Genomic DNA, 13,536 nt, shown 5'->3' with positions numbered 1-13,536 from the left:
AAAAAGCCCCTGCATGACAGGGGCTTTTTTCATTTATTTCTTCTTCGGCCAGTCGTCTTCGTCATCCCACTTATCGTTGAAATCACGGTGCGGCGGCAGATCCGGTTTGTTATCCATAAATTTTTTATGATCGATGCGTTTCAGATCTTTATAGACGTTCATCAGCACGCCAACCATCAGCAGGATCACCAGGATCCACCAGTAATCTTTAATAAATTCCATTTGCTGCTCCTTGAAACCGCCATCAGGCGATCAGTTGTTCCATGATGCGTTGGTACATCCGGCTCAGCATCTGCAGATCAGAGGCTTTCACACACTCATTGATTTTATGAATGGTGGCATTCACCGGCCCCAGTTCCACCACCTGCGCACCCATCCGGGCGATAAAGCGGCCATCGGAAGTGCCACCCGTGGTCAGCAACTGCGGCTTTATTTCATTATAGTGCGCTACGGCTTTCACGACGGCATCAACCAGCTTGCCGCGTGCGGTCAGAAAGGGCTGACCGGAGAGTTTCCACTCGATGGTGTAACGCAGCTGGTGACGATCCAGCAGCTCTGCGACCCGCTGACGGATCAGCGCATCGGTCAGTTCAGTGCTGAAGCGGAAGTTAAACTGCACAAACAGCTCGCCAGGGATAACGTTGTTGCTGCCCGTGCCCGCCTGCACGTTGGCAATCTGCATGCTGGTCGCCGGGAAGAACTCGTTGCCCTGATCCCACTCGGTTGCCACCAGCTCATTCAGCGCAGGCATCGCGCGATGCACCGGGTTATCCGCCAGGTGCGGGTAAGCGACGTGACCCTGCACACCGTGAATAGTCAGGTTGGCGGTGACTGAACCGCGGCGGCCATTCTTCACCACATCACCGACGACTTCCGTGCTGGAGGGTTCCCCGACCAGGCAGTAGTCGAGCCGTTCCCGGCGCGCCATCAGCCGTTCCACCACTTTCACCGTGCCGTTAGCGCCGCTGGCCTCTTCATCTGAGGTGATCATAAAGGCAAGGCGTCCTCTGTGATGCGGACGCGCCGCCACAAAGCGTTCGGCCGCAACGACCATCGCCGCCAGCGACCCTTTCATATCGGCAGCGCCACGGCCAAACAGCATGCCATCGCGGATGGTGGGTTCAAACGGGGGATTGATCCAACGGCTGGCATCGCCTGGCGGCACCACATCGGTATGGCCGGCAAAGGCCAGCGTTTCCCCTTCACCCCGGGTGGCCCAGAAGTTCAGGGTGTCGTCGATGTTCATGGTTTCTACTTTAAAACCAATGGCTTCAAGACGGGCGATCAGCAGAGCCTGACAGCCGGCATCATCGGGGCTGAGAGAGGGACGACGAATAAGCTGCTGCGTCAGCTCAATGACCGGGCAAAACATATTATGACTTCTCCTGGATAGCATTCTGATAGGTGGCTTCGCTAAAACCGGCGAGCAGGGTGCCATCCGGAGCGCGCAACAGAGGACGCTTGATCATGGCGGGATGAGCCAGCATCAATGTGCGGGCGCTGCTGGCGTCGGTGACGGCTTCACGCTCAGCCTCGGGCAGCTTGCGCCAGGTGGTGCCACGGGTGTTGAGCAGCGCCTCATAGCCCAGCGCATCGATAAATGACTGCAGCAGGGGCTCGCTCAGGCCATCGGCACGGTAATCATGAAAGTGATAGTCGATACCCGCCGCCGTTAAAAAACGCCGGGCTTTTTTAATGGTGTCGCAATTTTTAATTCCGAACATCACCCACTGCGTGCACATCGCCTGATCCTTATTGTCATGTAGAGCATTAAGCTGAAAAAAGCAGCCAGTGCGCGAGTTTAGCATAGTGTGATCCGTTGCGGCATCTATGCAGGCGCGGGAAAAGAACCAAATTAAATCCGTGTACACGCGGGAAGTTCCACGGGTAAACGCTATCAATTTCATTCGTAATCATTTCAATGCTCATCATTGCTGCTTTAAGAATTTCGCTATGTTGAAAAAATCGTCTACCGCTGAGCTTAAAAAAAATAACTTAAGCTGCTTCAGTAGGTTGCTGAAATGTGCGTCAGCTTACAAAATCAGCAATATTCATGTTTTTCGACCCGTTGCCGATAACATTAACAGGTGTAACCGTATTCACCTGATTAAAAAAAAGGCGTAACATAGCCATTACAATAAGAGAGGGCATTATGATTGACACCGAAATGGGAACCTGGAAAGAATTTATCGAAGCGATGTTACGTAACAAGTAACCCGTTCTGAAAAAAGCAGGACTATCCCACTTGCTGGAATTCTTACCACACACAGAAACAAGGCGGTCACTGATTTCAGTGGCCGCTTTTTATTGGGCGTCAGTCGTGCGGCTTCTCTTTTAACGGGAAACGACGGCGGACCAGCACAAAGAACAGCGGCACAAAGAAAATTGCCAGCAGGGTGGCAGAGATCATTCCGCCCATCACGCCCGTTCCGACGGCATGCTGGCTGCCGGAACCTGCACCGCTGCTGATGGCCATCGGCAGCACCCCGAAGATAAAGGCCAGCGAGGTCATCAGAATTGGCCGCAGACGCTGACGCGATGCCTCCAGGGTTGATTCCACCAGCTCACGGCCTTTACTGTTAATTTCGTTGGCAAATTCCACGATCAGGATGGCATTTTTGGCGGAGAGGCCTACGACGGTCAGCAGGCCAACCTGGAAGTAGACATCGTTCTCCAGCCCGCGCATCCAGGTGGCAAGCAGCGCGCCAGCCACGCCCAGTGGCACCACCAGCATCACCGAGAAGGGGATCGACCAGCTCTCATACAGCGCGGCCAGACAAAGGAACACCACCAGCAGTGAAATCGCATAGAGCGCCGGCGCCTGGGAGCCAGAGAGCCGCTCCTGATAAGAGGCGCCGGTCCACTGGAATCCGACGCCCAGCGGCAGAGCGTTCACCAGCTTCTCCATCTCATCCATCGCCGCACCGCTGCTGACGCCACTGGCCGCCTCGCCGACAATCTCCAGTGAGGCGTAGCCATTGTAGCGTTCAAGCCGCGGTGAGCCGGTTTCCCAGTGGCTGGTGGCGAAGGCGGAGAAGGGCACCATGCCGCCGCTGTTGTTGCGCACGTACCATTTGTTGATGTCATCCGGCAGCATGCGGAATTCGGCGGCGGCCTGCACATAGACCTTCTTCACGCGGCCACGATCCAGGAAGTCATTGACGTAACTGGAACCCCAGGCGGTGGTCAGGGTATCGTTGATGGTGTCCAGCGACACGCCCAGCGCCTGCGCTTTGCGCGCATCCACATCAATCTGCAGCTGCGGACTGTCATCAAGGCCATTGTGACGCACCCGCGACAGCGCCCGGTCGTTACCGGCCATCTCCAGCAGCCGGTCGCGCATCGCCATCAGCTGAGCATGGCCGATACCCGCATGATCCTGCAGTTGCAGATCAAAGCCGGAGCTGCTGCCCATGCCGGTAATAGCGGGCGGGCTGCTGGCAATCACCCGCGCCTCGGTAATCTTCTGAAACGCCCGGGTCGCGCGGTCGATAATCGCGAAAGAGGTGCGATCGGCGCCAGGCCGCGCTTCCCAGTCTTTCAGCCGCACAAACAGACGCGCCACGTTCTGTCCATTACCACCCGGACCGGCGCCGATGGTGGCAAAGACCGACAGCACGTTCGCCTTCTCCTCAGTCAGGTAATAGTTCTCGACCTTAGCCACCACGCTGGCCGTCTGCTCAAGCGTGGCGCCTGCCGGAAGCTGAACCTGCGTCAGGAAGACGCCGCGATCCTCCAGCGGCAGAAATGAGGTGGGCAGCCGCAGAAACAGAAAGGCCATCAGGCCGATAAGGGCAAGATAGAGCAGCAGCCAGCGACCGCCCCGGCGCAGCAGCGCCGCCACGCCGCGCTCGTAGCGGTCTGCGTTGCGATTGAAGTGACGGTTAAACCAGCCGAAGAAGCCGCGCCGTGCGTGCGGCTCGCCCTGGGCGATCGGTTTCAGCAGTGTGGCACACAGCGCCGGGGGCAGGATCATCGCCACCAGCACGGAGAGCACCATCGCTGAGACGATGGTAATGGAGAACTGACGGTAGATGGCCCCAACGGTGCCGCCGAAAAACGCCATCGGCACAAATACCGCAGAGAGCACCAGCGCGATACCGACCAGCGCGCCCTGAATCTGCCCCATCGATTTTCGCGTGGCGGCGCGGGGCGAGAGTCCCTCTTCCTGCATGAGACGTTCCACGTTCTCCACCACCACGATGGCGTCATCCACCAGCAGCCCGATCGCCAGCACCATGGCAAACATGGTCAGGGTATTGATGCTGAACCCGCAGGCGTAGAGCACGCTGAAGGTGCCGAACAGCACTACCGGCACTGCGATTGTCGGGATCAGGGTGGCGCGGAAGTTCTGCATAAACAGATACATCACGCCAAATACCAGCACGATAGCCTCCAGCAGCGTCTTCACCACGTCCTTAATCGACGCCTTAACGAACGGTGAGGTTTCGTAGGCAATTTTTGCTTCCAGCCCGTGCGGGAAATAGTGCGATAACTCCTCGATGCGCGCCCGTACCAGCTTGTCGGTGTTCATTTCGTTGGCCCCGGAGGCGAGCTTCACCCCCAGACCGGAGGCGGGCTGACCGTTATAGCGGCTCAGATAGTCATACTTTTCGGCGCCCAGCGCCACGCTGGCGACATCTCCCAGCGTCACCACGGAACCATCGGGATTGTTTTTGAGAGTAATCGCCCGAAACTGTTCGGGCGTCTGCAGCATCGACTGGGCGTTGACCGTGGCGTTCAGCGCCTGCTTCTCCACCGACGGCAGACCACCGACCTGACCCACAGCCACCTGACTGTTCTGTGACTGAATGGCGCTGACCACATCACTGGTTGTGAGCGCATAGGCAATCAGTTTGTTGGGATCAAGCCAGATGCGCATCGCATACTGCGAGCCGTAGGCGTCAACCTGTCCCACGCCGTCGATGCGGCTCAGCGGATCCTGAATATTACTGGCCACATAGTCAGAAATATCCTGCTTATCCATGCTGCCATCGGTGGAAACAAAGGCCACCATCAGAATGTTGCTGTCGCCGGTTTTGTTGACCGTAACGCCCTGCGACTGCACCGCCTGCGGCAGTTTTCGCAGCGCCGACTGCAGCTGATTCTGCACCTGCTGACGGGCTTCATCAGGGTTAGTGCCAGCACGGAAGGTGAGGGTGATTTGCGCCTGGCCAGTATTGCTGCTGTTCGACGACATATACATCAGGTTATCAATACCGGTCATGTTCTGCTCGATCACCTGGGTAACCGTATTTTCCAGCGTCTGAGCTGACGCACCCGGATAGCTGGCGGTAATGCGTACGTTAGGCGGCGCCAGGTCGGGATACTGTTCCACAGGCAGCGACAGGATCGACAGCAGCCCGCACAGGCAGAGCAGAATCGCCAGCACCCAGGCAAAGATGGGGCGGTCGATAAAGAAATTCGACATTAAATCGACACTCCTCAGTACTTATTATACTCGGTCAGCCCCACCAGCCACGGGCGCACTGGCAGACAATCGCATGGTCTTTGCCACGATTCGCCTCCGCCATTTACTCTACGTGCGTCGGCGGGGGAAATCGTGGAGAAATTGAGGAGAAAATGTAAATTCGTTGGCTATTTGCGGCTTTCCAGCCACATCACCGTGGCCGCCACGCGTGAGCGGACATCCAGCTTGCGCAGCAGGTTGCGGATATGCACTTTGACGGTCTCTTCTGAGATATGCAGATTGGCGGCAATCTCTTTGTTTGACAGGCCGCGTGCCACCTCCTGCAGAACATCCTGCTCGCGTTCGGTGAGCTGACGCAGTGGATCGGTGCTGTGCGGGCGTTGAGCCAGATAGCTGGCGACGCTTTCGCTGAATACCTTTTCGCCGCGCGAAGCCTGAAGGATATGTTCCAGTAAAATATCAGGCTCGCAATCTTTAAGCAGATAGCCATCGGCTCCGGCATCTACCATGGCAAAAATATCGCTGCGTGCGTCGGAAACCGTCAGCACCAGAATGCGTGAATGAATGCCATCGTGACGCAGCGCCTTCAGTGTATCCAGACCGGACATGCCTTTCATGTTCAGATCGAGCAGAATCAGGTCAGGCTCCTGACGGCGCGCCTCTGCCAGCGCCTCGGTGCCATTGCTGGCTTCAGCGATGACCGTTAAGCGGGGCGCTAGCGCCAGCAGCTGACGCACACCGCGGCGCATCAGCGGATGGTCATCCACAATCATCAGGGTCAAAGCAGGCTGTTGCATAGTTTCTCCTTTTATTGATGTCAGACGCTGGCGGGCCTCCGCCTGTCCGGTTCCGCCATCTCTGCTGCCATAAACCTTTAATAAATCGGGATCTGACGCGTTACTCCGGTGCGCGTGCGGGCTGTGCTGGAAAGCGCAGCCTGACCTCTGTACCGCACTCCCGGGCGAGGAGGGTCAGCTCGCCCCCAAGCCGCTGGGCGCGTTCCGTCATGATCGTCAGTCCGTAGTGGCCGGGCGGTTCATCTGTACTGCCGATGCCAATGCCGTCATCTGTAATCGTCAGTAAGTGCTCACCATTTTCGCTGTGCTGATACTCCACCCGGATACGCGTTGCGCTGGCGTGCCGGATGGCATTCAGCAACGCCTCACGGGCAATCTGCAGAACATGCACCTGCTGCTGGGCTGCCAGGCTCCGAAGGCCATGCTGATGGCGGAAGGTGATTACTGCGGCGCTTTTCTCCTGCAGCGAAGCGATCATCGCCTCCATCGCCGCGACCAGATCTGCCTGCTCGATGGTGAGGCGGAAGGTGGTCAGCAGCTCACGCAGCTGGCGACAGGCGTCAGCCAGCGCCTGGTCGAAATCAGCAATAATGGTGTGCGCAGCGTGATCCTCTTTATTCACTGTGCGGCGCAGCAGCGTCAGCTGGATGCGTAAGAAAGAGAGCGACTGCGCCAGCGAATCATGTAACTCGCGGGCGATAGTGGTGCGCTCTTCAATCAGCAACATCTGCTGGTGCTGCTGTTGTGTCTGCCAGATCCAGAGTGTTCGTCCCAGCATCCCCGCCAGGCTACGCATCAGCGCGTCCGACGGAGAGCGGTCAGTGGTCTGCCAGCGCAGTTCGCCGGAAGGGGGGGCGGCCTGCTGTAACGGCAAGGCATACCACTGGCCAGGGACCTGTTCATCACCGGCACTGAATGAAAACGGCGGGCTGTCGATCCGGATAGCCGTCAGCTTCTCGCGCTCCAGCACGGTGGTTAACACCGCTTCAAACAGCGCCGGATGCAGCGGGCTGGCGGTCAGCATCTGCGAGCTTTCATACAGCAGCGACAGGGTGCGATTGGCCTCGGTCAGCTCTTCCGTTTTCGTGCGTACCGTGCTTTCCAGTAGCTGATAGTGCGAGTGCAGACGTGCCGCCATGCCGCTGAAGGCGTGAGAGAGCACCCGCAGTTCACTCTGCTGCTCAACCTGCAGCGGCGGAAACGCAAAATTGCCGCTCTCGACATACCGGCTGGCTGTGACCAGCGCATTCAGAGGGCGCACCACCTGCTGGCGGGTAAAACGGATCGTCATCAGTGCCAGCGCCACAATCGCAATCACCCCCGCCAGGCTGCTGGCGGCCACCAGATGCATCTTCAGTTCGGTATAGCGTTGCAGACCCAGCACAAAGCGGTCGATTTCGCTGACGTAGAGCGGGATCTGCTGCTCGTAGTCCATGATGTTGCCCCGCTGTAGCTGCTGCTGCAGCGCGGGCCACGCGGCACGCAGTCGCTGATAGCGAATGCTTACTTCACGAGGCACCCAGGGCCGATCCAGTTTCTGCAGCACCGGCGCATCCAGCGTCTGCTGATAGCGCACCAGATGGTCAGACAGGTTCTGCGGCTGACGGCTGGCATCCCAGGCCATGCGATAGCTCTGCATACGCAGGGAGCCCGCCAGATTGATGGCCTCAGCATCACGCTGGCTGCTGAGCAGCGTGATGAGTGCCAGGCCGGTTGTCAGCAGCGACAGCAGAACGATGGCGATGAGCGCCTGAGCGATGCTTTGCGTTACGGAACGTTTAACAATCACATGAATAGCCCTGTGTAAAGTGCGGGAATTATAAGAGTGCAGTCACGTTACGCCAATGATCCCTTCCCGGTTTATCGCACACCACCTTACATATCGCACATAAAGTGACCGCAACTGACAGTTCCCAGGAATGGCTGCGGTTCGAAGGTTAAAAAAAGAACAGGTTTACACCGGCCCGATGTTGCTTTTCATTGCAGCACCAATAATTTCTCCAGTCATCACTGAGTACCCGAATCCCCGAATGCAGATTAAGGAGCATCCAATGAAAAAACTGACTGTTGCACTGGCGGGCGCACTTTTGGCTGCCACCTCATTTGGTACATTTGCCGCCGCGCCGGTCGATCCTTCTCAGGCGCAGAACATGCAGAGCATCGGCAGCGTGTCCGTATCCGGAGTTCGTGGTTCGCTGGATGACGCCAGCCGCCAGCTGTCGCAAAAAGCGGAGGAGATGGGTGCCAGCCACTACCGTGTAATCGGTGTCGATAATCCCGGCGATTCAAGCCTGTGGAGCGGCACCGCAGAGATCTACCGCTAAGTCTGCCTTCCTGTTTCCATCCCTGTAGCGTTTACCGGCCTGATTTGGCCGGTTTTTTTGTTTTTGTGCATCAGGATGGATTCTTACAAATCAGCCTGTGCATCCGCCCGGTATATTTTGCTTCGTTCTTGCAGAACGGGTAGGATTCATCGCCGTAAATTCCCGCGTTACCTGGCCCTCACTCACAGGCCAACGCATAGAGGAAATCACCTCATTTCACGGGGCATTATGCCTGCGCTGGGGTGGCAACGACTGATGGTTCGGACAAACAGGAATGCTATGAAATCTAACAAGAAAACCCCAAGCGAGATGCGCGCTGCGAAACGACGCTGGCTCAACTCTCATGATGCCGGTTACCAGAAAGCGATGGGTAACCGTCACGTACAGATGATTGCGATCGGCGGTGCCATCGGTACCGGTTTGTTCCTGGGCGCAGGTGGCCGTTTACAGGCTGCCGGCCCTGCATTAGCCATTATCTATCTGGTCTGTGGCATTTTCTCCTTCTTTATTCTGCGCGCACTGGGCGAACTGGTGTTACACCGTCCGAGCAGTGGCAGCTTCGTTTCTTATGCCCGTGAGTTCCTGGGTGAGAAGGCCTCCTACGTGGCAGGCTGGATGTATTTCGTCAACTGGGCCATGACCGGTATTGTCGACATCACCGCGGTGGCGCTCTACATGCACTACTGGGGCGCGTTTGGCGATGTGCCACAGTGGGTCTTTGCGCTGGGGGCGCTGGCGATTGTTGGCACCATGAACATGATTGGCGTGAAGTGGTTTGCTGAGATGGAATTCTGGTTCGCGCTGGTTAAAGTGCTGGCGATTGTGGTCTTCCTGGTGGTAGGCGTCGTGTTCCTGGGCACCGGCAAACCGCTGGATGGCAACAGCACCGGCTTCCATCTGATTACTGATAATGGCGGTCTGTTCCCGCACGGCCTGCTGCCTGCGCTGGTGCTGATCCAGGGCGTGGTGTTCGCGTTTGCCTCTATCGAGCTGGTGGGCACGGCCGCAGGGGAGTGTAAAGACCCGAAGACCATGCTGCCGAAGGCGATCAACAGCGTGATCTGGCGTATCGGCCTGTTCTATGTGGGCTCAGTTGTTCTGCTGGTGCTGCTGCTGCCGTGGAACGCTTACCAGGCGGGTCAGAGTCCGTTCGTGACCTTCTTCTCAAAGCTCGGCGTGCCTTACATCGGCAGCATCATGAACATCGTGGTGCTGAGCGCGGCGCTCTCCAGCCTTAACTCGGGCCTCTATTCAACCGGACGTATCCTGCGCTCCATGTCGATGGGCGGTTCTGCGCCGAAATTCATGTCAAAGATGAACGGTCAGCAGGTGCCTTACGCCGGTATTCTGGTCACCATCTGCGTCTACGTGATCGGTGTGGTACTGAACTACTACGTGCCCTCTCAGGTATTTGAGATCGTCCTGAACATCGCTTCACTGGGCATCATCTCTTCATGGGCCTTTATCGTGGTCTGCCAGCTGCGTCTGCGCAAAGCGATCAAAGAGGGCAAGGCGGACGACGTCAGCTTCAAGCTGCCGGGCGCGCCGTTTACCTCATGGCTGACGCTGCTGTTCCTGTTCAGCGTGCTGGTACTGATGGCATTTGACTACCCGAACGGCACCTATACTATTGCCTCCATTCCATTGATCGCCGTGGTACTGGTTCTGGGATGGTTCGGTGTGCGTAAGCGGGTGAACGCGATTGCTGCGACAGAACACGATCATCACGAAGAGGATGCGAAGCCTGCACAGCTGGCTGACGACACCGCTCGCTGATCGACTCCGTTGTCATCAGGCCAGCCTCCGGGCTGGCCTTTTTTACGGGCGCAGCATCCCGCGCGCCAGACGAAAATAGGATAGTTTTCCCGCCTGCCACCCCCTATGATGAAAGGCTCCCTTTGTGTGGTAGCGGAGTCATCGTGTCGTTAAAGATCAACATCATCAAAGACAAACTCCTGTCTGAAAACTGGTTTGTACTGCGCAACTACACCTACGAGATCGCCGATCGCCGGGGTGAACCAATCCGCCATAAGCGTGAGGTTTACGACCGCGGAAACGGGGCGACTATTCTGCTCTACAACCGTGAAAAGAACAGCGTGGTACTGACGCGCCAGTTCCGCATCGCCACCTACGTCAATGGAAACGACAGCGGCATGCTGATCGAAGCCTGTGCCGGTTTGCTGGACGATGACTCCCCGGAAGAGTGCATCCGTAAAGAGGCGATTGAAGAAACCGGTTATGCGCTGGGCGAGGTGGAAAAGCTCTATGCCTGTTACATGTCGCCGGGCGGTGTGACGGAGCTGATCCACTTTTTTGCTGCCGAATATAATGAATCGCTACGCGAAAACGCAGGCGGGGGCGTCGACGATGAGGCGATAGATGTGCTGGAGCTGCGCTTTCCCGATGCGCTGGCGATGGTCGCTGATGGTCGTATTCGTGATGGCAAAACGGTAATGCTGTTACAGCATGCGCTGATCGCGGGCTGGCTGACGCCATGATCCTCATGCTGAGAAGGACACAAAAAGAACGTTATCCTTTTATGTACGCTTTTTAAGCAGTTAACTGCGCTTTTTGCACCGGTTCACAGATTGCGAACTCTGACAGGCCCATTGATGCGCTATCCTCTTCTCTCTGGCTATTCGGAGATCAATCTTCTTAATGTCGTACTGGATGAAGTCGCTGTGGCTGTTGCCGTCTTTGTGGGTTGCCTCTGTTCAGGCAGAACCACTGCAAAAGTCATTCAACGACTGGCAAATTACCTGTAACAACCAGGCGTTTTGCGTGGCGCGCAATATACCGGGCGATAAAGGGCTGGTGATGACGATTTCGCGCCATGCGGGCGTCAACGATCGTCCGTTACTGCGAATCGACTATGGCAGCGCCTACAGTGGCGCCTTACCCGGCGGTCCGCTCAGGGATAATCTGCTGCTCGATCAACGCCGCCTGCAACCTGACCTCAAACACTGGACAGTCGAACCTCACCATCTCGCGACCAGCAACGCCATCGCCATCGACGAATTTTTTGATCTGGTGATGGAGGCGAAAGCCCTGCAGCTCACCTACAACCCTGATGCGCTCATCTCACTACGGGGCATGAAGGCAGCTCTGCTGCTGATGGATGATACGCAGGGACGGGTCAACAGCATGAGTGCCTGGATCAGGCGTGGCGAACGCGCCAGCTGGGACGTTCCGCCGCCGCCTGCGCTACCCCCTCTGCCGCCTGCCGTTATGTCGCCCGCAGCACTGACGCGCGAGGAAACCAGCGGATTAATCGATTACGGGACCTGGCGTGTAAATAGTGACGCCTGCTCTCTGGACCCGCTGCGCCGCGAAGTCAGCGTGGCACCCCTGACTGACCAGCGCGCGCTGCTGCTGGTCAGCTGTGAGAGGGGAGCCTATAACGTCATCGATCTGGCGTTTGAAGTGACGCGCAGCCCGCCTTATGTGGCGCGCGGCATCACTCTGACCCTGCCGTTCACGCCACCGGGCGCCAGTGACCGGCAGATGGAGCTGATTAACGCCGACTATGATGCGGCCAGCGGCCAGCTTTATACGTTCGGTAAAGGACGAGGACTGGGAGATTGCGGCACTGCCACTCGCTGGCAGTTCGATGGCACCCGCTTTGTGTTAGCGGAGTATGCGGAAGAGTCCACCTGTGACGCCTGGCACAGCAGTGACGACTGGCCAACCCTGTGGGTCAGCCAGCCTGATAGCGATGTTCAGCAGCGTTAGCGGATCGCCTGCACCATCATTGGTGAGCCGGACTGATTGCCGACCAGTTCGGCCAGCATATTATTCACGCCGTCGCTCATTGGCGTAAAGCGGGTCAGCGGCGAGCGGGTCACCACGACAAAGACGCCCACGTTATGCTGCGGCACCATCGCCATATAGGTGATGAATCCGCCGCCACCGCCGGTTTTCTGAATAATGCCGGGACGGCCGTTTCGGGGGCCCATATAGACCCAGCCCATACCCAGCGCGTCCGCTTTGCCTGGCACATCCATACCTTCCACTTTATTCAGCTGGTCGCGACGATAAATCAGCGTCTGCAGACGGTCGATCTGCGGGGTCCGGTGGTTAACTGAAGAGTTTAAAAACTGCTGCATCCAGCGGCCCATATCATCCGGCGTAGAGTACACGCCGCCGCTGCCAATCGCTGCCAGAGTGTTGTTACAGGGACTGGCGCCTTTTTCCGCTACCATCAGGCGCCCACACTGCTCTGGTGACGGCGTAAAGGTCGTATCTTTCATACCGAGCGGGCGGGTGATCAGCTGCTGAAACAGGGCAGGATAGGGGGTGCCGCTGGCGCGCGACAGGGCATCGCCGAGCAGATCATAGCCCAGATTGGAATAGGCGGCACTGCTGCCCGGGGCCGCTTTGAGGTTTGCATGTGACAGCCAGCTCCAGCGTTCGCTGCGTGTCGGCCAGACAAACACCGGCCGCTGCGCTTTGCCGCCTGGCTGCTCACGTGGCAGTCCACTGGTATGGGTCGACAGGTTAATCAGGCGAATGGGCTGACCATTCCAGGCGGGAACGCGGGTGCCGGGAGGCGCATATTTGCTCAGAGGATCGTCAAGGCGAATCTGCCCGCGCTCTGCCAGCTTCACCATCACTTCGCTGGTCATCAGCTTACTCAGAGAGGCGATGCGAATCAGTGAATCTTTTTGCGGACGGACATTGTTGCCGGGACGGGTTTCACCAAAGCTGGCAAAGACCCGCTGATTGCCATCAATCGCCACCAGCGCCATGCCGGTTGCGCCACTGCCGTAGAAGATATGCTCGGCATAGCGATCGACAATCTGTGAAGCCAGCAGCGGATCGGGCGCGACCTGCGCCATGCTTTTTAAGGGAAGCAGTGAAACTATCAGGGCCAGTAAATAGGGGGTGCGCATGTTCAACGGAGGTGGCTTCGCTCTAAAATTCAGTGAAAATCTGCCTTGATCCGGCGGGAACCGATCCGGTCAGCAGGGAGTTATTCCTGCGA

12 protein-coding genes are annotated in these 13,536 nt (G+C 57.5%); 5 read left to right on the top strand and 7 right to left on the bottom strand.

Translation table 11 applies throughout. The features are described 5' to 3' along the window. Window positions 1–33: 33 nt before the first annotated feature. From ACLHDD_RS10335 to narQ, 6 genes are all read right to left on the bottom strand, one after another. A complete protein-coding gene (locus ACLHDD_RS10335) occupies window positions 34–222 on the bottom strand; it encodes a YpfN family protein (protein ID WP_009088805.1) in 189 nt (62 codons plus the stop codon). Between the two features lie 22 nt (window positions 223–244). Continuing rightward, a complete protein-coding gene (gene dapE, locus ACLHDD_RS10330; protein WP_427104045.1) occupies window positions 245–1,372 on the bottom strand; it encodes a succinyl-diaminopimelate desuccinylase in 1,128 nt (375 codons plus the stop codon). Between the two features lies 1 nt (window position 1,373). Next, complete coding sequence (locus ACLHDD_RS10325) at window positions 1,374–1,742, bottom strand: ArsC family reductase (RefSeq protein ID WP_427104044.1); 369 nt, start codon at window positions 1,740–1,742, stop codon at window positions 1,374–1,376. A gap of 572 nt (window positions 1,743–2,314) precedes the next feature. Then, on the bottom strand, window positions 2,315–5,431 hold the full coding sequence (gene acrD / locus ACLHDD_RS10320) for a multidrug efflux RND transporter permease AcrD (protein WP_427104043.1): 3,117 nt from the start codon (window positions 5,429–5,431) through the stop codon (window positions 2,315–2,317). A gap of 167 nt (window positions 5,432–5,598) precedes the next feature. Then, window positions 5,599–6,228, bottom strand: coding sequence for a two-component system response regulator NarL (gene narL, locus ACLHDD_RS10315; protein ID WP_427104042.1), 630 nt, complete (start codon window positions 6,226–6,228; stop codon window positions 5,599–5,601). A gap of 100 nt (window positions 6,229–6,328) precedes the next feature. Further along, on the bottom strand, window positions 6,329–8,017 hold the full coding sequence (gene narQ, locus ACLHDD_RS10310) for a nitrate/nitrite two-component system sensor histidine kinase NarQ (RefSeq protein WP_427104041.1): 1,689 nt from the start codon (window positions 8,015–8,017) through the stop codon (window positions 6,329–6,331). Window positions 8,018–8,279: 262 nt separating this feature from the next. On the opposite strand from narQ, the gene ACLHDD_RS10305 reads away from it, so the two are divergent. From ACLHDD_RS10305 to ACLHDD_RS10285, 5 genes are all read left to right on the top strand, one after another. After that, window positions 8,280–8,552 (top strand): YdgH/BhsA/McbA-like domain containing protein, encoded by a 273-nt coding sequence (locus ACLHDD_RS10305; protein WP_427104040.1) that lies wholly within the window; start codon window positions 8,280–8,282, stop codon window positions 8,550–8,552. Window positions 8,553–8,831: 279 nt separating this feature from the next. Then, window positions 8,832–10,328, top strand: a complete 1,497-nt coding sequence (gene ansP / locus ACLHDD_RS10300; protein ID WP_427104039.1) for an L-asparagine permease — start codon at window positions 8,832–8,834, stop codon at window positions 10,326–10,328. Window positions 10,329–10,471: 143 nt separating this feature from the next. Then, window positions 10,472–11,050 (top strand): GDP-mannose pyrophosphatase NudK, encoded by a 579-nt coding sequence (gene nudK, locus ACLHDD_RS10295; protein WP_427104038.1) that lies wholly within the window; start codon window positions 10,472–10,474, stop codon window positions 11,048–11,050. Between the two features lie 114 nt (window positions 11,051–11,164). Beyond that, window positions 11,165–11,317, top strand: a complete 153-nt coding sequence (locus ACLHDD_RS10290) for a hypothetical protein (protein WP_427105240.1) — start codon at window positions 11,165–11,167, stop codon at window positions 11,315–11,317. Continuing rightward, window positions 11,280–12,284 carry a DUF1176 domain-containing protein gene (locus tag ACLHDD_RS10285; RefSeq protein WP_427105195.1) on the top strand — a complete coding sequence of 335 codons (1,005 nt, stop codon included), beginning with the start codon at window positions 11,280–11,282 and terminating at the stop codon, window positions 12,282–12,284. The genes ACLHDD_RS10290 and ACLHDD_RS10285 overlap by 38 nt, the downstream gene beginning before the upstream one ends. Here ACLHDD_RS10285 and ampH read toward each other — a convergent pair. Beyond that, window positions 12,281–13,444, bottom strand: a complete 1,164-nt coding sequence (ampH, locus tag ACLHDD_RS10280) for a D-alanyl-D-alanine-carboxypeptidase/endopeptidase AmpH (RefSeq protein WP_427104037.1) — start codon at window positions 13,442–13,444, stop codon at window positions 12,281–12,283. The genes ACLHDD_RS10285 and ampH overlap by 4 nt on opposite strands. Window positions 13,445–13,536 lie beyond the last annotated feature (92 nt).

The organism is Pantoea sp. NSTU24 (genome assembly GCF_050157905.1).
GTDB lineage: Bacteria > Pseudomonadota > Gammaproteobacteria > Enterobacterales > Enterobacteriaceae > Pantoea.
Note: the sequence above shows the minus strand (reverse complement) of the source record. Positions and strands in the feature narration are given on the sequence as shown.

What these genes read in the sequence shown, in the direction of transcription:
- ACLHDD_RS10335 (WP_009088805.1), bottom strand. Translation starts at nt 222, where the DNA reads ATGGAATTTATTAAAGATTACTGGTGGATCCTGGTGATCCTGCTGATG.
- dapE (WP_427104045.1), bottom strand. Translation starts at nt 1,372, where the DNA reads ATGTTTTGCCCGGTCATTGAGCTGACGCAGCAGCTTATTCGTCGTCCC.
- ACLHDD_RS10325 (WP_427104044.1), bottom strand. Translation starts at nt 1,742, where the DNA reads ATGTGCACGCAGTGGGTGATGTTCGGAATTAAAAATTGCGACACCATT.
- acrD (WP_427104043.1), bottom strand. Translation starts at nt 5,431, where the DNA reads ATGTCGAATTTCTTTATCGACCGCCCCATCTTTGCCTGGGTGCTGGCG.
- narL (WP_427104042.1), bottom strand. Translation starts at nt 6,228, where the DNA reads ATGCAACAGCCTGCTTTGACCCTGATGATTGTGGATGACCATCCGCTG.
- ACLHDD_RS10305 (WP_427104040.1), top strand. Translation starts at nt 8,280, where the DNA reads ATGAAAAAACTGACTGTTGCACTGGCGGGCGCACTTTTGGCTGCCACC.
- ansP (WP_427104039.1), top strand. Translation starts at nt 8,832, where the DNA reads ATGAAATCTAACAAGAAAACCCCAAGCGAGATGCGCGCTGCGAAACGA.
- ACLHDD_RS10290 (WP_427105240.1), top strand. Translation starts at nt 11,165, where the DNA reads ATGCGCTATCCTCTTCTCTCTGGCTATTCGGAGATCAATCTTCTTAAT.
- ampH (WP_427104037.1), bottom strand. Translation starts at nt 13,444, where the DNA reads ATGCGCACCCCCTATTTACTGGCCCTGATAGTTTCACTGCTTCCCTTA.